This window comes from Cetobacterium sp. 2G large (assembly GCF_014250655.1).
In the GTDB taxonomy this organism is placed as follows: Bacteria; Fusobacteriota; Fusobacteriia; order Fusobacteriales; family Fusobacteriaceae; genus Cetobacterium_A; species Cetobacterium_A somerae.
The window spans coordinates 104,991-129,895 of sequence record NZ_JACHTH010000007.1; the positions used below are offsets into that span (position 1 = coordinate 104,991).

Genomic DNA, 24,905 nt, shown 5'->3' on the forward strand with positions numbered 1-24,905 from the left:
TTGTAATCACATTATCTATGCGTTTTTATTTTTGGGAAATATTTAGTGTGTAAAAGCTCATGAGCCTTTCTACTTAAAGGATAATCTAAGTACTTCTCATAAATAGCAAGCACTTGTGGATTTTCATGAGATCTTCTGTATTCAGAAGCTACATCAATATTATTTAGACCTTGTGCTCTCTTTTCAAGAGTTTCTTGTTTTTTTATAGCTTTAGGTTGTCCACCACCACCGATGCAACCTCCTTTACATGCCATGATTTCAATAGCGTGATAGAATTCTTCACCACTTCTAATTTTATCTAGCATTTTTTTAGCTTCTTCAAGACCATGAGCAATACCGATTCTTAGTTCAATATGACCAATTGTTAAATCACAACTTCTGAATCCATCCCAACCTCTTAAAGCTTCAAATTCAATATTATCAATTCTTTCACCAGTAATCATTTCAATAGTGGATCTAGTTGCAGCTTCGATAACTCCACCTGTTCTACCAAAAATAATACCAGCTCCAGAGTATTCTCCTAATGGATTATCAAATTCTTCCTCTTCAACTGCATTTAGATCAATCTCAGTTTCTTTTAATATTTTTATTAATTCTCTTGTAGTGATAACATAATCAGTATCATAGTTATCTCCTCTAGAAAATTCATCTCTAGAAGCTTCATATTTTTTAGCTAAACACGGCATGATAGCAACAGTTGTAATTTCATCTCTTTTGTAACCTTTTTCTTTAGCCCAAATATCTTTAGCTATTGTAGAGAAAATTTGCATAGGAGACTTAACTGTTGAAGGTACATCAAGCATATCAGGATAGCTTTGCTCGATAAATTTAACCCAAGCTGGACAACATGAAGTAAGTATAGGTAATCTAACATTGTCATCACCTTTAAAGAATGCTTCTAATCTTTGTTGGAACTCTGTAGCTTCTTCCATTATAGTAAGGTCAGCTGCCCAAGTAGTATCGAAAACAAAGTCTACTCCAAGCATTCTAAGAGCACCATTTATTTTTTTCTCAATATTAACTCCAGCTTCAAATCCAAAAGCTTCACCTAAAGCAACTCTAACAGCAGGTGCCATTTGAGTTATAACAACTTTACCTGGTGTAGATAAATCTCTAAGGAATTTTAAACTGTTATCTCCTTCATTAATTGCATTTACTGGGCAAGCAGCAACACATTGACCACAGTGAGTACATCTTTCTATATCAATACGATGTCTCTCTTTTATTTTACCTTCAATACAATGAACTGGACAAACTCTAGCACAAGCAGTACATCCGATACACTTGCTTGTAATTCTAAATTTAACTAATTGAGGACATTCACCAGTGTAACATCTATGTTCTTCAATATGTTCTTCAAATTCATGATAAAAGGCATCAATAGCTTCTTCTATCAAATTATGTTTTTGTTGAGTAGTTTCTTTTATATTTTTAGAAAGTTGTCTTAAAAGATAAAGGTCTCTCATATTTCCTTTACCTTTAGAGATTCTATCTAAAACTCTCCAAGATCTTTCTATTTCAAATTTTGCAATAAGATATTCTCTATACTCTCCTTTAGAAAGTTTTCCTAAAATAAACTCGATATAGTATTTAGCAAATTGAACAATACAACTTTCGTTAGATAAAACGATTAGTGCTTTTGGATGTTTTGAATCAAAAAAGTGATCAAAATCAACAATTTCATTCAATGCTTCTTTAGTAGCGAATCCTCCAAAAGGTAATCCAAATTGAGCTGCTTTAAAATCTTTTCCATTTTTCATTCCACCAGCAATATCTAGGATATCTTTTAAAGTGGCATTTTCAGGGATTTCGTAGATTCCTGGATTGTTAATTTTTCCAGAGATTGTGATTAGTCTGTTTTCTCCTACAAGTCCTCCCATAAGGTCACTTTCCATAAAGACAGAACCTAAAGTTGTTCTAAGTAAGTTTTGCTTCTTGTTCATAAATTCTCCTTTTTATTTTTGTAGTTTTTTATTATATTCTTATATAAAATTAATTTCCTTTTTTCTAGGTTATTATTAGAAATATCTGCTAAATTATTAAGCATTTCATCAAGCATATCTTGATATATATTTAAATCAAAAACTTTTTTATGTATTAAAAGTTTAAAAATAGGTATATTCTTTAAATACATTGGAAAAAATAGTTTATTATTAAAGTTAAAGTTGAATCTAATAAAAATATCTAAAAATTTTGATTGAAGCTCTTTAGATAGTTTCATAGTATATAAGCAATAAAAAGGTACGAGCTCTTTACCTTTGACAAAAGTATTTAGATTTCCACCTAGATACATTATCATTTCAAAAAGTATGGGGTCATTTTTAACTAATAAGGCTCTTTGCAAAGCACTTAGTTTATCTTTTTTATCAAAACTATTTATATTTTTATTTAAAATAATTTCATCTAATTCCGCAACTTTATCTTGAAAATTAGGAAGATTTTTAAAATAATCTTCTAAAATTCCGCAACGAGCTAATCTAACACCAGGAATATTATTTAAATTTTGATAAAAAACTAAGGCTTCATTAAATCTTTTCATTTTTAAAAGTAAATCTCCAACAAAGTTAGAGTCTTTTTTTTCTTTATAAAGTTGGATAATTTTTTGAAGTTCTTTTTGAGTGTATTTATTTTCTAAAACACCTCTTTTGATTCCTTCTTTAATCTCTTTATCTTTATAAGCTATTCCAAAACTACGATTACATTCAGCAGCAGTGAAAAAAAGATTATTTTCAATAGCAGTATCAATTATTAGTTTTCTATAAGAAACTTCTTTACTTTTTAAGGATTTATTAGAAAGTTTTGTAATTGCATTTCTAAAATTGAGCTGTGATATATCATTCTCAAGATCTCTTTCTAAAATCCATGTAGGTTCACCGGCTTTTTCAAAAGCATATTGAGCTTCTTCTAATTGTTCTAATTTATAAAGTTTAATTCCCTCTTTTAACCAATCCTCTTTTTCGTTTAGAGTATCATTATTATTCTTTGTTATATTAATATTATTATTAGGTGTTAAAAAATTATGGAGTTCTTTTAAAACTTTATTATTTTCAATATTAGATTCCATAATAATTAGATTTTCTTGCGCTCTAGTTATTCCAACATAAAAAATATTAAAATATTTTCTATATTTTTGATCATGTTTGGTAGCTTTAGAAAAAATCTTTTCCCATTGAGATTTATAAGTAGATGATAAATTATAACAAATAATATTGCTATATTCTAATCCTTTAATCTCTTGAATAGAAAAAACTCTGTGTTTATTATTTAATTGTTCAAGAAGTTCAGCTTTTGTTTTAGTGTCAGAAACAACAATAGCTGTATTAGCATCATTTTGTGCCTTTTCTAATAGAGGGAGATTTATTCCGGTTAAATTAACTTCACCATCTTTTTGGATAGCGATCTCTTTGTAATCATCACTCCCTAAATTTCCAATATATGAACTTCTAAGTTCAGCAAAATAATTTGCTAAATCTACAATTTTTTTGCAACTTCGATAATTTTTAGAAAGAATTTTTATATTAACTTTTTTATTATATTTAGAGTAAAAAAGATTTTTCATTCTTTCAAAATTAAAAAAAGTAGCATTTATCATTTGATGAATATCTCCAGCCAAAAACAAATTTTCTTTATTTTTAACAAGAGAAGTTAAAGCAAAAATCTGTAACTCAGTTAAATCCTGAACTTCATCAATTATAATAAAATCAAACTGAATATCTTTTTTTAAAAGAGTTAGAGAAAGATCATTCAAATCAAAGAGATTATTATCATCTAACCATTGGTTAAACTTTAAACATACTTCATAAAAAAACATTCGATTTTCTTTATCTAGTGTTGAATATTTAGAGCTTAAATTTAAGTAGTCTTCTAAGGTTATTGTACGTTGATTTAAATCTCTATTCCAATTATCAGCATTTCCTTTAATCATAAGGCCTTTAATAATTCCATTTATTTCTGAATAAATCTCTTCAATAGAAAGATTAAATTTTCTTCTATTAGGATAAGAAAGAAGAAAAAATTCTTTAAATTTATTAAATTCAACAATTTGTTTTGGTGAAACTTGTAGTTTTTGACATATAAACTCTTTTAAAGTAAAAAAATTAGCAATTTTTTTGCCTTCTTTTCTGAATTCTAAATATTGCTCAAAAGAGTTGTCTTTTAAGTATCTATTAGCTGTTAAATAAAGAATTTTTGAGATATCATAAAATTCGTAATTCTCTTCTAAATTTAAAAGTTTTCTTAATGTTATTGTACTTTTACCACTTCCAGCACTTCCGGCAATAAAGTGAGGAGGTAAATCTACAAGACATGAATATTGTTCATCATTTAAATAATAATATTTATATTTTTTGTTATAAAAATTTTCTATAAAATGAGAATCATCAATAATTTCATATGTAATTAAGTTGTTGTAATTAAAGAAATTTTCATCAATGGATTCTATATTATCTTCTTGATCAAAGATTATGAATTCTTTTAAAGAGCTTTCATCAATCTCTTTTCGTTTTGCTTTTTTTATAGCCATATCATGAGAAGAGTAGATTAAGAAAATAAGATTTCCTTCAATATCATCTCTTGAAAAGCTATTAAGAAGAAAAAAAATACGGTCACCACTATCAACTCTAAATTCATAAAGAGAGTTAGCTCCTGCAATTTTTTTTATCCAAAAACCTTTAGGAAGATTATAAGACAAAATTTTATAATTTTTAATTGTATTATAAAAAAAATAAAGTTTATCAAGAACTTTTTTATTTTTTTCAATGGGAATACTTTTAAAAAAATAATCAGTAATTAAAAATTTCATAGGTATACTCCAAAAATACGACTTAACTAAATATTATATCATTTTAGTTAAATTTTCAAGAAGTTTAAAGTATAAAAAGAAAAAAGAGTCTAGATTTAACCAGACTCTAATCATTTTGTAATACTTTTTTTACTAAGTAAGTTACATCCACCCTTATATTCAGGAAAATAATATCTAACTAAAGAAGCGATAAAGTATTTATTTATGTTATTTTTCTTAATGAAAGCTTTAAAACTTTTATTAAGATTTATTTTACTTATTAATTCTGGAATAGATATATTTCCGTCATTATCATTAGAAATAACAAGTTCTTTGAAAAGTTCAATTTCATTTTTTGACATTTGAACAAAATTTATTAACCCGATGAAAGATCTATCAAAACTTATAATTTTATTTGAATTATCAATAGCGTTATTTAAAGAAACGTTTGAATAATTAAGTTTTTCTTGAATATAACTTTTTTCAAGTATTTTTCCTTCTGTTTCAATAAACTTTTCAAGTTCATCAACTCTATTGAACCCTTGTTCTCCAATTGTTAAAACTCTACTATTACCATTTGTACTTAAATTTAACTCTTGAGCAAAGTGGTACTTAAATAGCGAATAAAAAACATGATCAGAGTAAATACCAATACTATTTAGTATACTTTCTAAATTTTTATAAACAGCAATACTATCAATATAATTTTCATTAAAAGAAAGAATAGTGTTTTTTAAATTTAAAAACTCTTCAACATTATATTTTATTTTATTTATATGAATATAAGTTCTAGAATCTGTCATTATAATACCATCTATTCTTGAAAGTAGACCTTCTAATCTACGAGCCAAGTAAATTGCAGTGTTATCATTCATATTCTTAATCTCTTCAGAATAAAGATTATAATCTAATCTAGAGTTAATATCCTCAATAATTAATTTTATTGTATTTTCATCTACTCTTAATGGATGTGAAACTAATTTAACAAAGTAAAGTTCTAGAATATCTTTATATCCACTATTTTGAACATAATATTTTCCATGTTTTTCATAACCTAGTTTTGTTATTATTTTTTCAATCTCTTCTTGAGTAATCCATTTAAAACTTTTAAAACTACTTCTAATTGTTTTAACATTTTCTGTAGTCAGAATGTTAGTAAATTCTAATGAGTAGAAAATTTTAAAGAAACGTTCTCTTCTATCGAAAAGAAATAAATCCAAGAAATCTATATAAAAAGGTCTTGAGAAAATTTCATTTCTTTTCAGGAAGCTAACTAAAAAACGATAATTTTTACCAAATAGCTCATACATTTCATCTAAAGATATTTCATCTTTAAAATCAGCTTCAATTTTTAATGCAATATTTAGATTTGTATTTTTAAATATATTTGCAATAATCTGTTTTAATTTTATTTCAATTTGTCTTGTTCTTTCACGACTAATATTTCTTAGGGTACCAATCTCTTCTAAAGTTTTATTATTTTCAAGTCTATCAACTAAAAGTTGAATATCATCTTGAGAAAGAGTGGTTTTGATTTTTTTTAAAGTTTCTTCCAGAGGAAGTGTAGTAGTACATATCTCATATATTCTTTCAAGTTCATTACTAGTTAATTGTAAAGAATCGATATCCTTTTGGTTATAGTTTAAAAATTCTCCAACTGTTATTCCTTCAATATGCTTTATATTAAAAATTATTTTGTCTAAACGACAATCAACAATTTTTTTAAAAGTTTTTTGTTTTGAAAATCTTTCTACAATTTCAGACAGATCATTTTTTATATCTGCAATTCTTCCAGGACCAACACCAGGTACTTTGGAGTATTGAGTTAGTAACTCCTCATCTATTTCAGATAGGTAAATTACATTATTTTCCTGACAAAAATTTAAAAATTTTAATTTTTTTTCATCAGGGTAAATAAATCTATCAATTCTAAGGTAGTTGCACCATAATTTGTATGTACTCATCAAAATTTCCTCCCCAAAACTCTACGCCTAATATATAAACTAGGTAAAAGCTATTATATTTTTCTTTCGGCATTATATGATTCATATTTTTGTTTAAAAGCATCTATATCTTCTTGAGAAAATCCAAATTCGTTAAGTGATTGAAAATCAAAAGATTCTAAATCAACCATAAATTCAATATTTTGCTCAGATAAAATGTTTAAAAATTTTCTAGATTTTTGATAAATTTTAGTTACTTTATCACCTTTCATTAAGAAAGTTTTCACATCCCAATCAATAATTCCCTTTTTATAATCTAAAAATTTTTGAAGTCCCTCTTGTACATAACGATCCTCTTTTAAAAGAGTTGAAAACATCTCCTCGTTTATTTCTTGTAAGTATTTAACACCAGATTCTAAAAGCTTTTCTCTGATACTTACAAACTTATTAGCTGAATAAAAATAATGAAGATCAACTAAAAAAGAGTATTGCCATTGCTGTTTTGGAATAATTCTATTTAATTTAATGAAATTCTCCTTTAACATTCTATTTTCTTCTTGTAGATTTCTAAGATTTTTTTCCATAAGTTGCCATTGCTTTGAATAGTCAGTATTTGGCTTAGATTGCAAAGAAGAGTAATTACTAATAAGAACCTCTTTTTCCTCCAACTCTTTTTGAAGATTTTGTAACTTTTCACTTAAAGTTAGATTGATTTTTTCGAGTTCCTTGATGTTCTTATTGTTAAAAAGTTTAAATAAAAAACTCATAGCTCTCCCCCTTATAGATTAATACTTTATTTATATATAGATATTATACTAACTGATATCATTATAATTCATTTTAATCAAAAATTCAATTTAAAATATAGTATTCTTCAAATATTTGACATTATATAATACATAAAGTAATATATTATTATATCAAAGAAGTTCAAGGAGGAAATTATGGTTCAAAGGTTGATAATATATAACTTAATAGTACTAACTTTTGATGCATTTACATATTTTTTTATGAATGAAAAATATAGAGGTTACTTAGGAATTAATGACTATATTAGATTATTTAGTAATCCAATGTATAGAAAAAGTCTTCTTACCAAAATTTTTATAGTAGATTTTATAGTGATATTATTTTTCATCCTATTTAAATAAGGCATTTTCAATTAATTTATATAAAATATGTATTGATTTATAGTAAAAAATGGTCTACAATATTAGTATTGAAATTAAAAAAACTGGAGGAACAATGTTAATAAGTAGAGAAGTTGATTACGGTATAAGAATCGTACTTTTATTGTGTGAAGCAAATAGAAAAATGGATGCAAAGGAGATTTCTGAAATTTCAGGTGTTTCTATAAGATTTACACTTAAAATTCTTGGAAAATTAACTTCATCTGATTTAGTAGAATCATTTCGTGGTGCAAAAGGTGGTTATGTAGCAGCAAAGAAGCCAGAAGATATAAGTGTATACGATATAGTAGAAGTTTTAGAAGGTGGAATCAAAGTAAATGGATGTTTTGAAGACAAAACAAGTTGTACAACTTCTAAAATGGCTTTATGTGGATTAAGATGTAAATTAGAGGGAGTTAATTTAAAAATAAAAGAGGAGTTAGAAAAGATAACAATGGATAAACTTGAAAACTGCTCAGGATATGACTCATAATAATCTGATATATTTAACAAGAATTTAAAAGGGAGATTTTGGGAAATGAAAATTTTAAAAACAAAAGGTGTTTGTGCAAAAGAGATTGGTATAAAATTAAATGGAAACATTGTTGAAAAAATTGAATTTTTCGGAGGATGTGACGGTAATACAGTTGCTATTGAAAAATTAGTTGAAGGAATGACAATAGAAAATGTAATAAAAAAATTAGAAGGTATTGATTGTTCAGAGAGAGGGACATCTTGCCCAGATCAGTTAGCTAAATTATTGAGAGAATTAGTTTAAAAGCAAGGAAATTATAAAGTTGAGTAGTATAATAAAATAAATTATTATATTGATTTAATTTTATAGGAGGTCCTTAAAATGAAAAAATTATTTGTAGGTTTAATTTTAGGTTTAATGTTAGTAGGTTGCTCGAATATGACATCTAGAGAGAAAAGTGCATTAGTAGGAGCTGGAGCTGGAGCGTTGGTTGGAACAGCAATTTCAGGAGATTCTAAAGGTGCTTTAATAGGAGCTGGAGTTGGAGCTTTAGGTGGAGCAGCAGTGGATAATTATAATAAAAAAGGTAATGTTCTAGGAAATTAGGGCTAGACAAAATTTATTAAAAAAGTAAAAAGCTATTGTCAACTTATAAAAAGTTTGATGATAGCTTTTATTAGTTTAGATAAGTATAAATTAAAGGGGGAATTATTTGTGAAAAGAGTCATCAATGTAATTAAGAAATTTGTAATTTTTCTGATAATATTAATATTAGTGGTTCAATTTACTAGAGCTTATTTATACAATAAGATGGCACCGAAGTTAAAAAAATGGCATGAAAAAAGTAAATATGAAGAACCAGAGTACGAAAAATTTAAAACAATTGATGAATATTTAGTTGCAGAGAAAGAATTTTTAGAAAAAACTTATGCAGAAGTAGAAGTTAAATCAAAAGATGATCTAACAAGATTTTCTAAAAATGGTATATTATCACCAATAAACGAAAAAGGTGAAAATATAAATAGTTCTTTTGAACTTATTCCAGAAAGGATTAAAGGAGGAGTACTTTTACTTCATGGATTAACAGATTCACCTTTTATGATGAGAGACGTAGGTCAAATTTTTTATGAAAAGGGATACTATGTTTTGGGATTAAGATATAAATACCATGGTACTTTTCCAGGAGAGTTACCGAAAATATCTCAAAAAGATTTTGAGGAAGCTGCAATATTTGGTTCTAAAATGATAAAAGAAAAATTAAAAGATATAAAAAATCCAGAGTTTTATATGGTAGGATTTTCAACAGGAGCAGCAGCAACTTTACAGTATATAACTCAGAGTGTAAAAAAAGATAAAGAGTTACCTACTCCTCAAAAGGTATTTTGGTTATCACCAGCTATGGGAGTATCTTCTGCAGCAAAATTTGGTTTTTTAGATAGTTGGGTTAGTATGATTCCATACTTTAAAAAATTTCAATGGTTAGATATAAATCCAGAATATGACCCAAGTAAGTACAACTCTTTTCCTAAAAATCCAGGGATTCAGGTATATTATCTAATAAAAAAAGCAAAGCTGAATTTTTCAAAGCTGAGTAAAGAGGAAAAAATGAACTTACCTCCTATTTATAGCTACACTTCATTAGTAGATTCTACTGTTCTAGATAAAGATTTATATGACATTTTTGAAAAAATGGAAAATCCAAATAATAAGTTAGTTATTTTTGATATAAATAGAAAATTTGAAGATTTTTTTAAACCAAACTTAATAAAATTGAATTTAAAAGACGAAATGTCAGAATTAAATTTTAAATTTAATGTAGCATTTATTAGTAATTATAGTAGTAAAAAAGATGATGAAGTAGCTATATTAAACTATAATAACAATGTATTTTCTGAAGAAAATAAATCAAATCTTAAATGGAATGAATCTAATTTTTCTTTATCACATGTAGCAATACCAATATCACCATCTAATCCTATTTATGGAAGAGATTCAATATTAGGAAGTTTAAATTTAAAAGGAGAAAATAATTCATTGTATTTATCTCCGAATCTGTTATATAGATTAAGATATAATGAATTTTTTCAATATATTGAAAATGATATAAAAATGGTACTTAACTAAAAGTTATAGAAAATTTCTATAACTTTTTTTCTTTTTTATAATATTATTGAAAAAAATTTTCAAAATTGAATTGACAAAATTTTAAAGAAGGAGTAGTATTTTAAAAATTACAAACTTGGGGAGGTTTAATAAAATGAGTAAAAAGTATTTATTTGGATTGGCAATAGCTTGCTTAGCTATAGGTGCTTGTGGTGAAAAAGAGAATGGGGTAAAAAATGAAGAGAAAACTAAAGTAGTAACGGTTTCATTAGGATCTAAACCTAAAAGCTTAGATCCAGCTATGTATAATGAAATTCCATCGCTTTCTATAGTGGAGCAGATATATAATACACTGTTTCAGATTGATGAGAATGGAAAAATAGCTCCAGAACTAGCTGAATCTTACGAGTATATAACACCGACAGAATTAGTTATAAAATTAAAAAAGGGTGTCAAGTTTCATAATGGAGATGAATTAAAAGCAAGTGATGTTATTTTTAGTTTAAATAGAATGGTAGAAAAGCCAGCTACAAAAGTAATGTTAGACGTTATTGAGAGTGTTGAGCCACTAAATGACTATGAAGTTAAAATAAAATTAAAGGAACCGTCAGCACCCCTGTTGTACACATTATCTTATCCTTTAACTGCGATATTAAATGAAAAATACACAGAAGAAAAAAATGGAAATATTGCTACAGACGCTATGGGAACTGGAGCATTTAAATATAAGAGTTGGGGAGATGGAGAAAAAATACAATTAGTAGCTAACGAGGAATATTTTGGTGATAAAGCTAAGATAGATGAACTAATATTTAGAGCTATTCCTGAGAATACAAGTAGATTAGCGGCATTGGAAACAGGAGAGGTTGATATAGCCACGATTGCACCAATTGACGTTCAAACTGTAGAAGGAAGTTCGGACTTATATGCAGTTTCATTTCCTACAACATCAACAGAGTATTTGACTTTAAATACAGCAAGAGAACCTTTTAATAATAAGGATTATAGAAAAGCTTTAAATTATGCTATAGACAAACAAAGTATAGTAGATGCAGTTTATTTAGGAAAAGCGAGTGTGGCAAATACAATAGTAAATCCTACAGTTTTTGGAAGTGATCAAAAAGTTGGAAAAATAGATTATAATCCAGGAGTAGCTAAAGAACTTTTAGAAAAATCAGGAGTAAAAAATAAGACAATAAAAATTATGTCTAATGATAATCCAGTTAGATTACAAGCCGCTCAGATTATACAAGCTAATTTAAAAGAGGTTGGAATAAATGTAGAAATTGAAACTGTAGAATGGGGAACTTACTTACAAATGACAGCTCAAGGAGATTTTGATGTGTTTATAGGGGGATGGGTAGCTGGAACTTCAGACTCAGATATAGTTTTATTTCCTTTATTACATAGTAGTTATAAAGGAGGAGCTGGAAATAGAGCTAATTTTGAAAATCCTGAATACGATAGATTGGTTGAACTAGGTAGAAAATCAACAGAGAGTTCAGAAAGAATAGAAGCTTATTCAAAAGCACAAGAAATTTTAGCAGAGGAGAATCCATTAGTTCCATTGTATTATAAAAATGAAAATATGGGATTAAATAAAAGAATAAAGAATTTTGTTCCAGTTGCTAATACAATTCATAATTATGCAACAATTGAAGTTCAATAATAAATCTTCTTGACAAAGGTAAAGAAGAAGAGTATTATAGTCAACAATTTAGATAAAAAATAAAAAAAGGGAGTGTTGAGGGGTATGAAGTTAGATTTAAATTACACACTGCAATTTACACAAGAAATTTTAGCTATTCCAAGTCCAGCTGGTTATACAGAAAAAGCTATGAATAGAATAGCTAAGGAATTGGAAAAGTTAGGATTTAAATATAGTTACAGTAAAAAAGGGTGTTTAATTGTGAAAATAGAAGGGGAAGATTCTACTTATACAAGATTATTATCAGCTCATGTTGATACACTAGGCGCTGTAGTAAAAAAAGTAAAAAGTAATGGTCGTTTAGAGCTTATAAATATCGGAGGATATGCTTGGGGATCTGTAGAAGGAGAAAATGTTATTATTCATACTTTAGATGATAAAGAATACGAAGGAACATTATTACCTATTAAAGCATCAGTTCATGTATATGGAGATATTCCAAGAGAAATGCCAAGGATAGCTGAAAATATGGAAGTTAGATTAGATGAAGAGGTATACTCTGAAAGTGATACGAGAGCTCTTGGAATTTGCCAAGGAGATTTTGTAAGTTATTATACTAAAACTAAAATAACAGAATCAGGATACATAAAATCAAGATACTTAGATGACAAGCTTTGTGTAGCTCAAGTATTAGCTTATCTAAAATATTTAAAAGATAATAATAAAAAACCAAATAATAATTTATATGTTTATTTTTCAAATTTTGAAGAGGTAGGGCATGGAGTATCAGAAATACCAAAAGATGTAGATGAGTTTGTAGCATTAGATATTGGACTTGTAGCTGATGATGCTCACGGTGATGAGAAAAAAGTTAGTATTGCTGCAAGAGATAATAAAACAGTTTATGATTTAAAAATAAGAAAAAAATTACAAGAGGCAGCTGATAAAAATGGTATCCATTATACAGTAGGTGTTTATAATAGATATGGATCAGATGCTACAGCATCAATTCTTCAAGGTGCAGATTTAAGATATGCTTGTATAGGACCAAATGTTGATGCAACGCATCACTATGAAAGAACTCATGTAGATGGGATAGTAGAAACTATAAAACTGTTAATAGCATACTTTTAAATAATAAAAAACCCTCTTCTTTAATTAGAGGGTTTTTATTATTTAATTATATTTATAGTTGTTGTAAAAAAGTTATAGCCATTTTAGCAGTAACAATAGTTGTTATAACAAGAAAAACAGGTCTTATGAACTTTGTACCTCTTGTAACAGCGACTTTTGCACCAACATTAGCTCCAATTAGCATTACAACTCCAACTGTAAGGGCATACATATAAGCAATTTTTCCATAGTATATAAATGTTATAACACTAGCAATATTACTAGCTAAATTTAAAAACTTTGAATTTCCACTTGCTCTGATGAAATCTAATTTAAAAATTTCAATAAATCCAAATATTATAAATGAACCTGTTCCAGGACCGAAGAACCCATCATAAAATCCAAGAGAAAATGCCATTAAGATTCCAAGTTTTAAATTTTTTGAATTTACGCCTTGAAAATTATCATGGCTACCTAAATTTTTATTTTTTAAAGTATAAATAAGAACAAAAACTAGTAAAAAGAATGCAATAGGATATAAATATTTTGAATCAATCAAAATAACCGCTTTAACTCCTAAAATAGCTCCAATAAAAGAAAAAGGAATTAGATATTTAATTAAATCCCAATTTATTTTTCCAGAACGAGCAAATTTAAAAGCACTACCACTACTTGAAAAAAAAGCTGCTAGTTTATTTGTTCCAAGTGCCATATGAGGATCTAATCCTGCAGCTAAAAAAGCTGGTAAGCTAATTAGTCCACCCCCACCAGCAATAGCATCAACAAATGCTGCACAGAAGCAAGCTGAAGCTAAAAACATAAAGTTAATTAAAGAAATCTCTGAAAAAAAGGTTTCTAACATTAAAACGCCCCCTAGTTAATTATTTGTTTTGAGTATATCATTAAATGTATTTTTACACAATCTCTCTTTTTCTAACTTAGTTAGTTTTTTAATTCGAATCTCCTCTTTAGATGCTTCAGATCTATTTTCTTTAATAAAAACAACCTCAATTTTTGTAGGTTTATAAATTTTTGTATATTTAGCTCCTTTGCCACTAATATGTTGTTGAAATCGCTTTGTAAGATCTGTTGTAATACCCGTATATAAAGAGTTGTTTTCACATCTTAAAATATAAACGTACCATTTTTTATTTGAATTATTCATATCATCCTCATTATAATAGTTATATAAAATATTATAATGTGTCTGTGAAGTTTTTAAAAGCTTTTTTTCCAGTATCATCTCTTTTGAAGACCCCAGCATGCTCTAAAACTGTAGAGAAAGTTTTTCCTATCTCTTCTTTTAAAATATCTAATGTTACAATATTGTCTCTTTTTGACACTATATTTTTAATCCAATCATAATGTTTACCAAGAGTAGGATTCTCTTTTAAAGTAATTTGCCAATTTGGATTTTGTAATTCTTTTTCTAAAAGAATCATTTCTTCTTGAAGTCTTCCAGGTAAAATAGCAAGTCCCATAACTTCAATAAGTCCTATATTTTCTTTTTTTATATTGTGAACTTCAGAATGAGGATGGAATATTCCCATAGGGTGTTCATCAGAGGTTCTATTATTTCTTAAAGCTAAATCTATTTGATATTCATCGCCTACTTTTCTAGCAATAGGAGTAACGGTATTGTGAGGAATACCTTCAGAATAAGCTATAATATCAACAGTTTCATCACTATAATTTTTCCATTTTTCAAAAATATATTCAGCTGCTTTAGATAGAGTTTCCTTATTTTTTGAAGATATTCTAATAACAGACATAGGCCATTTAATGGTTCCGCAACTAACTTCAGGAAAATCTTTCATTTGAAATTTATTTTCGATTGGAGCTTTCTCCATAGGGAATGTATGCTTTCCAGCTTGGTAATGATCATGAGATAAAATTGATCCCCCAACTATAGGTAAATCAGCATTAGAACCAATACAATAATGTGGAAAGATTTCAATAAATTCTAAAAGTCTATCAAAAGTATCTTTGCCCATTTTCATAGGTCTGTGATCTTCACAAAAAACTATAGAGTGTTCATTATAATAAACATATGGAGAAAATTGAAAATACCAATTTTCAGACTTTAAATTCATAGGAATAACTCTATGTGTTTGTCTAGCTGGATGATTTAATCTTCCACTATATCCCACATTGTCTAAACACAAAAGACAACTAGGATAAGAAGACTTAGGCATATTTTTTTCTCTTTCAATATCTTTAGGATCTTTTTCAGGTTTAGCCAAATTAATAGTTATTTCTAAATCGCCGTAGGGAGTATTCGAAAACCAATGTAAATTTCTTTTAATTCGAGCATCTCTAATATAATTGGTATTTTTTGAGAATTCATAGTAGTTAGCTGTTGCTTTTTCAGGTGAAATTTTAAAATCATTATTGAACTTATTAATAACTTCTTTCGGTCTTGGAGTGATACAATTCATTAATTTAGTATCTAAAAGTTCCATTTCAGATGGAGAATCATTAATCAAACTATTTTCAATAGCCCAATGACAAATATCCAGAAGTATAATTTCAAGATCTCTTCCTGTTTTAGGTTCTTCTTCTTTCCACTCTTTTAAATTTAAAACATCGAGTAAAAGATTTCTAGAGTAAATCTCTTCACATGAATCGATTAGTTCTTTTTGTAATCCGTAGTTTAACAGTTCTTGTATTAAAGAGTTAATCATTAAAAATCACCTAACTTTTTAGCTCCATCTCCTGGATTGCCAATATAGAATGTTGCTTCTAGCCCTGTTTTTTCTTTGTATTTTTTACCAACATTTTCAATAAATTTTTCAATACAATCATTTTTTACTAAAGATACAGTACAGCCACCAAATCCTGCACCAGTCATTCTAGAACCGATAGTTCCCTCTTCTTCCCAAGCTGCTTCAACTAAACTATCAAGTTCAAGACCAGTAACTTCATAATCATCTTTTAAAGATTTGTGAGAATCATTCATAAGTTTTCCAAAAGTTAAGATATCTCCGTCTTTTAAACATTTCATAGCTTTTAAAACTCTTTCATTTTCAGTAACAGCATGTCTAACTCTAGGTATAGCTTCTTCAGACTTTATAAAATGTTTTGTATTTTCAAATTTTTCTGAATCCATATCACAAAGAGCATTAATGTTAATACCATTATCTTTTAAATCTTTTAGTGCGTTTTCACAAGAAGCTCTTCTTTCATTATATTTAGATTCACCAAGACCTCTTCTTTTATTTGTATTTGCAATAATAATAGACGCATTATTTAAAATAAATGGAGCATAAGAATATTCAAGCGTATTACAATCTAAAAGTATAGCGTGATCTTTCTTACCTATTCCAATAGAAAATTGATCCATAATTCCACAGTTAACACCAATAAATTCGTTCTCTGTTTTTTGACTTAATTTAACCATATCAACCATATTAATATCTAAATTAAATAGAGATTTAAGGATAACTGATGTTAAAACTTCAATAGAAGCAGAAGATGATAAACCTGCACCATTTGGAATATTTCCAAAGAATAAAACATCAAATCCACTATTTATATTAAACCCAGAATCTAAAAAAGTTTTTACAACACCTTTTGGATAATTAGCCCAATCATCTTTTTTGTCATATATTAAAGAATCTAAAGAAAATTCAATAATTCCTAAATCTTTAAAATTTTCAGAAGACATTCTAAAAATGTTATCCTCTCTCTTAGTTACAACAGCATAAGTACCAAAGTCTAATGCACATGGAAAAACTTTACCACCGTTGTAATCAATATGTTCTCCAATTAAATTAACTCTACCAGGTGCAAAGAAAACTTCAACTGAAGTTTTATCATCTCTTTTAAATTCTTTTTTAAAATTTTTTACTAAGTTATTGATAAGTTCCATAAATAATCTCCCCTTTATTTTGTTTATTTTGATTTGAGTATACTTTAAAAATAGATTACTTAAAAGTAAAAATATAATTTTAGAACAAAGTTAATTAAAAAAGTTAAAAAAGTTAGTGTTAAATACATTGACTTAGAGACTTGGATAGAGGTATTATAAATTATATAGAATTAGGGAGGAATATATGGATTTTACACAATCTCAACTAAGAATATTAGAGATGATTAAAAATAAAAATAAAATATCAAGAAAAAGGATAGCAGAGGAGTTAGAGTTGACACCTGCAGCTATAACAAAATCGATTGAACCTTTATTACAATGTGGGATAGTTTTAGAGGTGTCTCAAAGAGAATCAACTGGTGGGAGAAGAGCGATAGATCTATCTTTGAATAAATATTGGGTAGGAAAAATTTTGGGAATATCATTAACTCCTACATCGTTGGTAATATCAGTTGGAAATGTAGCTGGGGAGATAGTTAAAACAAAGAGTTATAAAATATCAGAAGATAAAGAGTTAATAGATTATTTAGAAACAATTATTGAAAAAGAGTTAGAAGAGGAAAAAGGAATAAAAGTTATATCGATGGCAATAACTGGACTTATAAACTCAGAGAAGGGAGTTATTATATTTTCTCCTCACTATAAAAGAAAAAAAATCGATATAAGAGATAGAATTGAAAAAAGATTTAAATTACCTACTCTGATAGAAAATGATGTTAGAGCTATGGCATTAACAGAAAAATATTTTGGTGGAGCTCAAGATAGTGAAAATTATGTAGTTTTAAATGTTTCAGAGGGAATTGGAAGTTCAATATTTGTAAATGGGAATTTATTATCAGGCCACGGATTTATTTCTGGAGAGATTGGTCATGTAGTTATGGATAGAAGTAGTTTAAGAAGATGTTCTTGTGGAAAAAGAGGGTGTTTAGAAGCTGAGGCTTCAAATAAAGCGATAATAAATAGACTTGTTTCTATGATTAAATTAAATAACTATAGTTCATTAAAAGAAAAATTAAATACCAAAGGAACAATTGGGATTCTAGATGTATTACAAGGAGTTAAAGAGAGAGATTTTTTAAGTACAAAGGTTAGCACAGAAGCTATGGTTATAATTGCTCACAGTATAGATATGATAATCTCTTTAATAAATCCAGAAAAAATAATTTTAGTAGGTGAATTATTTAAAGAAAATTTACTTTTAAATACTTTGAAATTAGAATTACAAAAAGTTACTTTAGAGGAACAAAAATATGATTTAATAGTTTCAAATATGTTAGATGAAATGCATACTTATAACCCAATATCGGTTGTAAGACATAATTTATTTAAAAAAAATATGTGGAGGGATGAGGTTTGAAATTAAATATTACAGAGTTTGGAACAACTTTTAATGGTGAAGAAGTATTTTTGTATAATTTGAAAAATGAATTTGTTGATTTAGAAATTATTTCTTTGGGGGGAATTATAAAATCTTTAAAAACTTCTGATAAAAACGGAAATTTTGAGAATATAGTTTTGGGATATAAAACTCTAGGAGAATATGAAAAAAATGAATATTTTTATGGATGTATAACAGGAAGAGTAGCTGGAAGAACAAAAGATGGAATTTTAAAAATAGGAAATAAAATTTATGAACTGCAAAAAAATAATGGAGGAAATAATTTACATGGAGGTCCTAATGGTTTAAATGCGAAAGTGTGGAAGGGTGATGCAAAAGTTTCTGAGAATAAAGGAATTTTAACTTTAACATATAAAAGTCCTCACTTAGAAAATGGATTTCCAGGAGAAGTAGATTTTAAAGTTATATATACTTTAGAGAAAAATGAATTGAAAATAGAATATTTTGGAGACAGTGATAGAGATACATATATAAATTTAACAAACCATACATATTTTAATTTGAGTGGTGAAGCGAAATATGATATAAAAGAACAATTTTTAAAAGTTAATGCAGAGGGTTATGGTTGGGTAGATGAAAATACAGTTCCTTTAAAAATGGAGAGAGAAGATAATTTTGTTAATTTTGAAAACTTTCAAAAATTAGGAGATATATTACAGTTATCACATAAACAAGTAGAGATTGTTGGAGGAGGAATTGATCATCCTTTTGAATTATCAAAAAAATATAATTTTGATATTGAGTTAAAGGATGAGGAATCAGGAAGAAACATTAAAGTAAAATCTAGTGAACCTGTAGCAGTTATTTATACAGGAAATTTTTTAGATAAAAAGCATAATGGAATATGTTTTGAAATGCAAGATTATCCAGATATTTTTAACTTTATGCCAGAAAAAGCTAAAATTTATAATAATAAAATAGAGTATTATACATATACAACATTCGAATTTAATAACTAATTGTAAAATAAATGTAAAAAAAGAGTTAAAAATAAACAAAAATAGTTGAAAAAAATAAAAAGATGCTATATAATAACCTCAGATTTAGTAAAAAACAAGGAGGAAGAATTAATATGGCAGAAGTAGTACTAAAAAAAGTAGAAAAACAGTATCCTAATGGATTTAAGGCAGTTCATGGTATCGACCTTAATATTAAAGATGGAGAGTTCATGGTATTTGTAGGACCATCTGGTTGTGCAAAATCAACTACTCTTAGAATGGTTGCAGGTTTAGAAGAGATTACAGGTGGAGAAATCTATATAGGAGAGAAGCTAGTTAATGACTTACCTCCAAAAGATAGAGGAATCGCAATGGTTTTCCAAAACTATGCTCTATATCCACATATGACAGTTTATGATAATATGGCATTTGGACTTAAAATGGCAAAAGTTCCTAAAAATGAGATTGATAAAAGAGTTAAAGAGGCAGCTGAGAAACTTGAGATTACAGATCTTTTAGATAGAAAACCTAAAGAGATGTCTGGAGGACAAAGACAAAGGGTTGCTGTAGGAAGAGCTATTGTAAGAAAGCCAGAAGTATTTTTATTTGATGAACCACTATCAAACTTAGATGCAAAATTAAGAGTTTCTATGAGAGTAAGAATAACTCAACTTCATAAGCAATTAAAAGAAGAAGGTCAAAATGCAACAATGATTTACGTAACACATGATCAGGTTGAAGCTATGACAATGGGAGATAGAATTTGTGTATTAAATTATGGAAAAATTATGCAAGTTGATACACCATTAAATCTATATAATACTCCGGCAAATAAATTCGTAGCAGGATTTATTGGTTCGCCAGCAATGAATATTGTGAAGGCATCTTTAATATCAAAAGAAAACAAATTATTTGTAAAATTAGCTAATGGGGATGAATTAGAGTTACCAAAGGAAAAAGCTGAAAAAGTAAAAGGACACGTAGGGAAAGATGTATGGTTTGGAATAAGACCAGAAAATGTAGGAAATAAAAATACAGCAAAACCTGGTGATTCATCATTAGTAGGAAAAGTAAATATAGTAGAGCAAATGGGTAATGAAGAGTTTATCTATTTCTTTATAGGAGATGCACAATATACAGCAAGAATTCCAGCAGAGAAATCTACAGGAGCAAACTTTAATCAACAAGAAAATTTCTATTTCGAAATGGATAAGTGTCATTTATTTGATATAGAAACAGAAAAAAATATAACAATTTAATAGTATGAATATAAAAAGAGGTCTTTTTTTAAAGGCCTCTTTCTTATATTAACTTTATTTATTTTCTACTGTAATAGATAACAAATCTTCGTTTAATTTATAAGCTGTAAAAAACAAAGAACTTGCTTCTTTTGAAAATAGATTAGGTGTTCCTTCTGGATAATAATCTTCGAAGTCATCTGAGTCTTCAACAATATATGGAGATTCTAAAAAATCAATAAACTCTCCATCATTAAAATATTGTTTATAAATTTTTAAAGCTTCACTCTTATTCATTTCCATTTTTATTCCTCCCTTAGCTTAATTAGCTTATGTTACTTTCTACTAAAGAATTGATAAAAATCCTACAAAGAATTTTATAGTTTTTATTGTATTTGACAAAAAAGAAAAATTAAAGTATATAGAGATATTGAAATAACTCAAAATAGGAGGAGATTTATGAAGAAACTTATCAATAAAAAAGAAAATATCGTAAAAGAGATGATTGATGGAATGATAAAGGCATTTCCAAATAGTATTGAAAGTGTAAAAGATTTGCCAATTATTGTGAGAAAAGAAAAGAAAAACAAAAAGGTAGCTTTAATTAGTGGAGGAGGAAGTGGTCATGAACCAGCTCATGCAGGATTTGTAGGATATGGGATGTTAGACGCGGCAGTAGCTGGAGAGATATTTACTTCTCCTAGTGCTGATAAGGTTTATGAAGCAATAAAAGCAGTTGACTCAGGTGCAGGGGTTCTTCTTATAATTAAAAATTATAGTGGAGATGTAATGAATTTTGAGATGGCTGCAGAAATGGCAGAAATGGAAGGAATAAAAGTAGGGAAGGTAATTGTTGACGATGATATAGCAGTAGAAAATAGTACATATACAGTTGGTAGAAGAGGAATTGCAGGAACTGTATTTGTACATAAAATTTTAGGAGCAGCAGCAGAGGCTGGATATTCTTTGGAAAATCTTGAAAAACTTGGAAAAGTTGTTGTAGAAAATATAAAAACAATGGGAATGTCTTTGAAGTCGTGTATGGTATTTACTACTGAAAAAAATAGTTTTGATTTAGCGGAAGATGAAGTTGAAATTGGATTAGGAATACATGGAGAACCTGGGACGCATAGAGAAAAGTTTGTAGATGCAAATACACATGTAGATCATCTTTTAGAAAAAATATTGAAAGAGTCTAAAATAGAGAATGAGAAAGTGGCGGTTTTGATAAATGGATTAGGAGAAACCACTTTAATAGAACTATTTATAGTTAATAATAGAGTTACAGATATTTTAAAGGAAAAAAATATTATCATAGAAAAAACTTTAGTAGGAAATTATATGACATCTTTAGATATGGGAGGATTTTCAATTACAATATTAAAACTTAATGATGAAATTGAAAAATTATTAAATGCTAAATCTGATACTGTGGCGTTAAAAACATTCTAGGAGGACAGATGGAATTAATAACTTTAATAGATAAAATAGCAGATAGAATATATGAAAATAAAGATTATTTAAGTGAATTAGATAGAGAAATTGGTGATAGTGATCATGGTGTAAATCTATCTAGAGGTTTTCAAAAAATTAAAGATGAAAGTGAAATATTAAAAAGCCTTAATTATTCAGATTGCTTCAATAAAATGGCAATGATACTAATATCTAATGTAGGTGGAGCATCAGGAGCAATATATGGAACTGGATTAATGAAAGTAGCTCAAACTTTAAAGGGAGTTGATATATTAGATAGGAATAACATAGTAAAAGCAGCTGAAGCAATGGTAGAAGGGATAAAAATGAGAGGGAAGGCTCAGTGTGGCGAGAAAACAATGCTAGATACAATAGTGCCAGTAGTTGAGGTATTAAAAAATAATAAAGAAGATTCTTTAGATGCATTATTAAAAAAAATTCAGATAACAGCAAAAGAAGGAATGGAATCAACTGAAAATATGTTAGCAACAAAAGGAAGAGCGAGCTATCTAGGAGCAAGGAGTATTGGTCACATAGATCCAGGAGCAATGTCTTCATATTTAATTATTGATACAATCTGTAAAAATTTAAAGTAGGTGATAAAATGTTAGGTTTCGTAATTGTTTCTCATAGTAAACGTTTAGCTGATGAAGTTATCGAACTTTGTAATGAAATGAAAAAATATAACTTTCCTGTAGTAAATGGAAGTGGAACAGATGAAGATTATCTAGGATCAAATCCTTTAATTATAGCAGAAGCCATAAAAAAAGCATATATAAAAGGAGGAGTTGCTATTTTTGGTGATTTAGGAAGTTCGATATTAAATGCAGAGTTGGCGTTAGAATTTTTAGATGAGGATTATGATAAAGAAAAAATAAAAATAATGGATGCTCCTTTAGTTGAAGGTGTATTAATGGGAATGGCGATAAATGATGATAAATTAACTTTAAAAGAGTTAGAAGATGAATTAAAAGAGTTAAAGTTTTTAAGTAAGATATAGAGAGTACAAGCTATTAAAATATAACTTTAATAGCTTGTTTTTATATAAAAAAATAAAAAATGTAACTTATGTTACAGAAAAATTGTCTAAAAAGATATATTATATATTCAAAAGAGAAAGGAGAGGATATTGTGGGAAATTTTGGAGGAAATTTACAAAAGATTAAGAATGGTAAAAAAACATATGGAATAACACCTCATATTCCAGGAGGATTTGTAACACCAAATACACTGATAAAAATAGCAGAAGTTGCTAAAAAATATAAAGGTGTTTTAAAAATTACATCGGGACAAAGAATTTTAATAACAAATTTGAAAGAAGAAGACTTAGCTAGTGTTTGGAACGAGTTAGAGATGGAACCAGCTGTAAAAACCCAAAATTCTGTAAAAAATGTAGAAATTTGTCCTGCAAATTTTTGCAAAAGATCAAAATATCCTACAATAGGTTTAGGTATGAAAATTAGTAATGATTTTCATGGAATGGAACTTCCATGTAGAACTAAAATAGCAGTAGTTGGATGTAGAAACGCATGTACAAGTGCTTATTCTAAAGATATTGGTGTTATTGTAGATATGGATGGGAAATTTTTTATTACAGTTGGTGGAAGTGCAGGTTTTAATCCTAGAAATGCAGATATTTTAATTAAAAATCTTTCTGAAAATGAAGCGTACCTTTTAGTAAAAACTGTATTGGAGTATTATAATGAAAATGCTCAAATGGGAGAAAAGTTAGGTCATTTTATAGATAGAATAACAATAGATAAGTTTAGAAGTAATGTTATAAAAGAAAAAAAATTAAAGGAGGAAAAAAATGATAACTAAGGATACTATAATAGCAGATATTATTGAAATAAATCCAATGGCAGTAGAAATTTTAATGGGATATGGGATGGGATGTATAGGATGCCCGTCAGCACAAATGGAAACTTTAGAACAGGCATGTGAGATTCATGGATTGAATATAAATGAAGTTTTAGAAAAATTAAATAAAAAATAGAGAGGTGTAAAATGAGTTTATTTTTAGGAAAAATACACTATTGGCTTTTTAATAAAATATTATGGTTTGAAAATATAGAAGAGTGTGTTATTACTTTAGCTTTAGAAGAGGGAATGGACGTTAAAAATATTAGAAATGAAATTGAAAGTAAATATAGAAAAAAACTTGAAAATAGAAATTTAGAAGAGATTATTGATTTAGAAAATATACACGGATGGTTACAAAATAGAATACATTCATCAGAAGCAAGATTAGCAGCATGGATAAAAATTATTTTACAAAATGATTTAGATGCTCAAATAAAATTAGAGAAAATTTTTCAAGAACAAGGTGTTTTAGCAGCAAGAGAGGCGAAAATTGAAATAGACTATATTAGTGCTACTGATATATATAATAGTATAAATAATTATATTTTAGATGGGATGCCTTGTGATAGAGTAAATGTTGTATCAGTTTCTGAGGAAAATCTTGTGAGTTGGAAAAGAAGAATTTGTGTACACGAAGAAATTTGGAGTAAAGAAGGTGTAGATGTAAGGTTTTTTTATAATTTAAGAAACATTTGGATAAAAAACTTTGTAAAGGAATTAAACAATAATTTTGAGTATTTAGAAGAACCTTTAGGAGAGTATAAAATATTAAAAAAGAATTAAAAAATAAGTACTTAAACGTAGCGAAGTTAAAAACTTCGCTATTTTTATAAATGTCACTAATTTGACTGAAACTATAAATCATGTTACAATATATACATTATCTAAAAAA

At 27.5% G+C, this 24,905-nt stretch carries 25 protein-coding genes; 16 read left to right on the top strand and 9 right to left on the bottom strand.

The features are described 5' to 3' along the window. Nucleotides 1-11: 11 nt before the first annotated feature. The 4 genes from H5J23_RS11185 to H5J23_RS11200 all read right to left on the bottom strand — a co-directional run bounded on the left by H5J23_RS11185 (nt 12) and on the right by H5J23_RS11200 (nt 7,490). Nucleotides 12-1,943, bottom strand: a complete 1,932-nt coding sequence (locus H5J23_RS11185; RefSeq protein WP_023050374.1) for a [FeFe] hydrogenase, group A — start codon at nt 1,941-1,943, stop codon at nt 12-14. Continuing rightward, on the bottom strand, nt 1,940-4,801 hold the full coding sequence (locus tag H5J23_RS11190; RefSeq protein ID WP_185892279.1) for a UvrD-helicase domain-containing protein: 2,862 nt from the start codon (nt 4,799-4,801) through the stop codon (nt 1,940-1,942). Before H5J23_RS11190 ends, H5J23_RS11185 begins: the two co-directional genes overlap by 4 nt. A 110-nt stretch (nt 4,802-4,911) precedes the next feature. Then, nucleotides 4,912-6,744 (bottom strand): sigma factor-like helix-turn-helix DNA-binding protein, encoded by a 1,833-nt coding sequence (locus tag H5J23_RS11195; protein ID WP_023050372.1) that lies wholly within the window; start codon nt 6,742-6,744, stop codon nt 4,912-4,914. A 53-nt stretch (nt 6,745-6,797) separates the two neighbouring features. Beyond that, nucleotides 6,798-7,490: a hypothetical protein gene (locus tag H5J23_RS11200; RefSeq protein ID WP_023050371.1), complete on the bottom strand. Its 693-nt coding sequence runs from the start codon at nt 7,488-7,490 to the stop codon at nt 6,798-6,800. Between the two features lie 177 nt (nt 7,491-7,667). Between H5J23_RS11200 and H5J23_RS11205 the strand changes: the two genes are divergently transcribed. The 7 genes from H5J23_RS11205 (at nt 7,668) to H5J23_RS11235 (ending at nt 13,252) form a co-directional block, all read left to right on the top strand. Beyond that, on the top strand, nt 7,668-7,874 hold the full coding sequence (locus tag H5J23_RS11205) for a hypothetical protein (RefSeq protein ID WP_185892281.1): 207 nt from the start codon (nt 7,668-7,670) through the stop codon (nt 7,872-7,874). A 94-nt stretch (nt 7,875-7,968) separates the two neighbouring features. After that, complete coding sequence (locus tag H5J23_RS11210) at nt 7,969-8,385, top strand: Rrf2 family transcriptional regulator (protein ID WP_040406913.1); 417 nt, start codon at nt 7,969-7,971, stop codon at nt 8,383-8,385. A gap of 45 nt (nt 8,386-8,430) precedes the next feature. Continuing rightward, a complete protein-coding gene (locus tag H5J23_RS11215; RefSeq protein ID WP_023050368.1) occupies nt 8,431-8,670 on the top strand; it encodes a TIGR03905 family TSCPD domain-containing protein in 240 nt (79 codons plus the stop codon). Nucleotides 8,671-8,748: 78 nt separating this feature from the next. Then, the gene (locus H5J23_RS11220) at nt 8,749-8,973 is read left to right on the top strand and encodes a YMGG-like glycine zipper-containing protein (protein WP_023050367.1); all 225 of its coding nucleotides are present in this window, start codon (nt 8,749-8,751) and stop codon (nt 8,971-8,973) included. Between the two features lie 108 nt (nt 8,974-9,081). After that, complete coding sequence (locus H5J23_RS11225; RefSeq protein ID WP_185892283.1) at nt 9,082-10,491, top strand: carboxylesterase; 1,410 nt, start codon at nt 9,082-9,084, stop codon at nt 10,489-10,491. Nucleotides 10,492-10,624: 133 nt separating this feature from the next. After that, nucleotides 10,625-12,139: an ABC transporter substrate-binding protein gene (locus H5J23_RS11230; RefSeq protein WP_185892284.1), complete on the top strand. Its 1,515-nt coding sequence runs from the start codon at nt 10,625-10,627 to the stop codon at nt 12,137-12,139. 84 nt (nt 12,140-12,223) lie between these two features. Further along, on the top strand, nt 12,224-13,252 hold the full coding sequence (locus H5J23_RS11235; protein WP_023050364.1) for a M42 family metallopeptidase: 1,029 nt from the start codon (nt 12,224-12,226) through the stop codon (nt 13,250-13,252). Between the two features lie 52 nt (nt 13,253-13,304). Here the strand turns inward: H5J23_RS11235 and H5J23_RS11240 are convergent, their stop codons facing one another. Genes H5J23_RS11240 through H5J23_RS11255 form a run of 4 tightly spaced genes read right to left on the bottom strand, consistent with a single transcriptional unit; the run spans nt 13,305 to nt 17,102 of the window. Beyond that, nucleotides 13,305-14,093 (bottom strand): TSUP family transporter, encoded by a 789-nt coding sequence (locus H5J23_RS11240; RefSeq protein ID WP_040406909.1) that lies wholly within the window; start codon nt 14,091-14,093, stop codon nt 13,305-13,307. Between the two features lie 15 nt (nt 14,094-14,108). After that, nucleotides 14,109-14,396: a GIY-YIG nuclease family protein gene (locus tag H5J23_RS11245; RefSeq protein WP_185892286.1), complete on the bottom strand. Its 288-nt coding sequence runs from the start codon at nt 14,394-14,396 to the stop codon at nt 14,109-14,111. 31 nt (nt 14,397-14,427) lie between these two features. After that, the gene (galT, locus tag H5J23_RS11250) at nt 14,428-15,915 is read right to left on the bottom strand and encodes a UDP-glucose--hexose-1-phosphate uridylyltransferase (RefSeq protein WP_185892288.1); all 1,488 of its coding nucleotides are present in this window, start codon (nt 15,913-15,915) and stop codon (nt 14,428-14,430) included. Next, nucleotides 15,915-17,102: a galactokinase gene (locus tag H5J23_RS11255; protein ID WP_185892289.1), complete on the bottom strand. Its 1,188-nt coding sequence runs from the start codon at nt 17,100-17,102 to the stop codon at nt 15,915-15,917. The genes galT and H5J23_RS11255 overlap by 1 nt, the downstream gene beginning before the upstream one ends. Before the next feature lie 184 nt (nt 17,103-17,286). On the opposite strand from H5J23_RS11255, the gene H5J23_RS11260 reads away from it, so the two are divergent. From H5J23_RS11260 to H5J23_RS11270, 3 genes are all read left to right on the top strand, one after another. Further along, nucleotides 17,287-18,459 (top strand): ROK family transcriptional regulator, encoded by a 1,173-nt coding sequence (locus tag H5J23_RS11260; RefSeq protein WP_185892291.1) that lies wholly within the window; start codon nt 17,287-17,289, stop codon nt 18,457-18,459. Further along, nucleotides 18,456-19,460: a galactose mutarotase gene (locus H5J23_RS11265; protein WP_185892293.1), complete on the top strand. Its 1,005-nt coding sequence runs from the start codon at nt 18,456-18,458 to the stop codon at nt 19,458-19,460. Before H5J23_RS11260 ends, H5J23_RS11265 begins: the two co-directional genes overlap by 4 nt. A gap of 113 nt (nt 19,461-19,573) precedes the next feature. Continuing rightward, nucleotides 19,574-20,698, top strand: a complete 1,125-nt coding sequence (locus H5J23_RS11270; RefSeq protein ID WP_185892294.1) for an ABC transporter ATP-binding protein — start codon at nt 19,574-19,576, stop codon at nt 20,696-20,698. A gap of 54 nt (nt 20,699-20,752) precedes the next feature. On the opposite strand, the gene H5J23_RS11275 is transcribed toward H5J23_RS11270, so the two are convergent. Continuing rightward, nucleotides 20,753-20,980, bottom strand: a complete 228-nt coding sequence (locus H5J23_RS11275) for a hypothetical protein (RefSeq protein WP_023050356.1) — start codon at nt 20,978-20,980, stop codon at nt 20,753-20,755. A gap of 156 nt (nt 20,981-21,136) precedes the next feature. Here H5J23_RS11275 and dhaK point away from each other — a divergent pair, with 156 nt between their 5' ends. The 6 genes from dhaK (at nt 21,137) to H5J23_RS11305 (ending at nt 24,796) form a co-directional block, all read left to right on the top strand. Further along, nucleotides 21,137-22,129, top strand: coding sequence for a dihydroxyacetone kinase subunit DhaK (gene dhaK, locus H5J23_RS11280; RefSeq protein ID WP_023050355.1), 993 nt, complete (start codon nt 21,137-21,139; stop codon nt 22,127-22,129). An 8-nt stretch (nt 22,130-22,137) separates the two neighbouring features. After that, nucleotides 22,138-22,746, top strand: coding sequence for a dihydroxyacetone kinase subunit DhaL (gene dhaL / locus H5J23_RS11285; protein ID WP_185892296.1), 609 nt, complete (start codon nt 22,138-22,140; stop codon nt 22,744-22,746). 8 nt (nt 22,747-22,754) lie between these two features. Next, nucleotides 22,755-23,150: a dihydroxyacetone kinase phosphoryl donor subunit DhaM gene (dhaM, locus tag H5J23_RS11290; RefSeq protein ID WP_023050353.1), complete on the top strand. Its 396-nt coding sequence runs from the start codon at nt 22,755-22,757 to the stop codon at nt 23,148-23,150. A gap of 131 nt (nt 23,151-23,281) precedes the next feature. Next, nucleotides 23,282-23,971, top strand: a complete 690-nt coding sequence (locus tag H5J23_RS11295; RefSeq protein WP_221892831.1) for a hypothetical protein — start codon at nt 23,282-23,284, stop codon at nt 23,969-23,971. Then, the gene (locus tag H5J23_RS11300; RefSeq protein ID WP_023050351.1) at nt 23,961-24,146 is read left to right on the top strand and encodes a DUF1858 domain-containing protein; all 186 of its coding nucleotides are present in this window, start codon (nt 23,961-23,963) and stop codon (nt 24,144-24,146) included. The genes H5J23_RS11295 and H5J23_RS11300 overlap by 11 nt, the downstream gene beginning before the upstream one ends. Before the next feature lie 11 nt (nt 24,147-24,157). Beyond that, nucleotides 24,158-24,796, top strand: a complete 639-nt coding sequence (locus H5J23_RS11305; RefSeq protein ID WP_185892300.1) for a hypothetical protein — start codon at nt 24,158-24,160, stop codon at nt 24,794-24,796. Nucleotides 24,797-24,905: the final 109 nt, after the last annotated feature.

Excerpts from the sequence above, each read along its gene's own strand:
- H5J23_RS11235 (WP_023050364.1), top strand. The coding sequence starts at position 12,224 with ATGAAGTTAGATTTAAATTACACACTGCAATTTACACAAGAAATTTTA.
- H5J23_RS11255 (WP_185892289.1), bottom strand. The coding sequence starts at position 17,102 with ATGGAACTTATCAATAACTTAGTAAAAAATTTTAAAAAAGAATTTAAA.
- dhaK (WP_023050355.1), top strand. The coding sequence starts at position 21,137 with ATGAAGAAACTTATCAATAAAAAAGAAAATATCGTAAAAGAGATGATT.
- H5J23_RS11205 (WP_185892281.1), top strand. The coding sequence starts at position 7,668 with ATGGTTCAAAGGTTGATAATATATAACTTAATAGTACTAACTTTTGAT.
- H5J23_RS11240 (WP_040406909.1), bottom strand. The coding sequence starts at position 14,093 with ATGTTAGAAACCTTTTTTTCAGAGATTTCTTTAATTAACTTTATGTTT.
- H5J23_RS11210 (WP_040406913.1), top strand. The coding sequence starts at position 7,969 with ATGTTAATAAGTAGAGAAGTTGATTACGGTATAAGAATCGTACTTTTA.
- H5J23_RS11195 (WP_023050372.1), bottom strand. The coding sequence starts at position 6,744 with ATGAGTACATACAAATTATGGTGCAACTACCTTAGAATTGATAGATTT.
- H5J23_RS11275 (WP_023050356.1), bottom strand. The coding sequence starts at position 20,980 with ATGGAAATGAATAAGAGTGAAGCTTTAAAAATTTATAAACAATATTTT.
- H5J23_RS11200 (WP_023050371.1), bottom strand. The coding sequence starts at position 7,490 with ATGAGTTTTTTATTTAAACTTTTTAACAATAAGAACATCAAGGAACTC.
- H5J23_RS11260 (WP_185892291.1), top strand. The coding sequence starts at position 17,287 with ATGGATTTTACACAATCTCAACTAAGAATATTAGAGATGATTAAAAAT.
- dhaL (WP_185892296.1), top strand. The coding sequence starts at position 22,138 with ATGGAATTAATAACTTTAATAGATAAAATAGCAGATAGAATATATGAA.
- galT (WP_185892288.1), bottom strand. The coding sequence starts at position 15,915 with ATGATTAACTCTTTAATACAAGAACTGTTAAACTACGGATTACAAAAA.
- H5J23_RS11245 (WP_185892286.1), bottom strand. The coding sequence starts at position 14,396 with ATGAATAATTCAAATAAAAAATGGTACGTTTATATTTTAAGATGTGAA.
- H5J23_RS11270 (WP_185892294.1), top strand. The coding sequence starts at position 19,574 with ATGGCAGAAGTAGTACTAAAAAAAGTAGAAAAACAGTATCCTAATGGA.
- H5J23_RS11215 (WP_023050368.1), top strand. The coding sequence starts at position 8,431 with ATGAAAATTTTAAAAACAAAAGGTGTTTGTGCAAAAGAGATTGGTATA.
- H5J23_RS11230 (WP_185892284.1), top strand. The coding sequence starts at position 10,625 with ATGAGTAAAAAGTATTTATTTGGATTGGCAATAGCTTGCTTAGCTATA.
- H5J23_RS11305 (WP_185892300.1), top strand. The coding sequence starts at position 24,158 with ATGAGTTTATTTTTAGGAAAAATACACTATTGGCTTTTTAATAAAATA.
- H5J23_RS11190 (WP_185892279.1), bottom strand. The coding sequence starts at position 4,801 with ATGAAATTTTTAATTACTGATTATTTTTTTAAAAGTATTCCCATTGAA.
- H5J23_RS11185 (WP_023050374.1), bottom strand. The coding sequence starts at position 1,943 with ATGAACAAGAAGCAAAACTTACTTAGAACAACTTTAGGTTCTGTCTTT.
- dhaM (WP_023050353.1), top strand. The coding sequence starts at position 22,755 with ATGTTAGGTTTCGTAATTGTTTCTCATAGTAAACGTTTAGCTGATGAA.
- H5J23_RS11220 (WP_023050367.1), top strand. The coding sequence starts at position 8,749 with ATGAAAAAATTATTTGTAGGTTTAATTTTAGGTTTAATGTTAGTAGGT.
- H5J23_RS11300 (WP_023050351.1), top strand. The coding sequence starts at position 23,961 with ATGATAACTAAGGATACTATAATAGCAGATATTATTGAAATAAATCCA.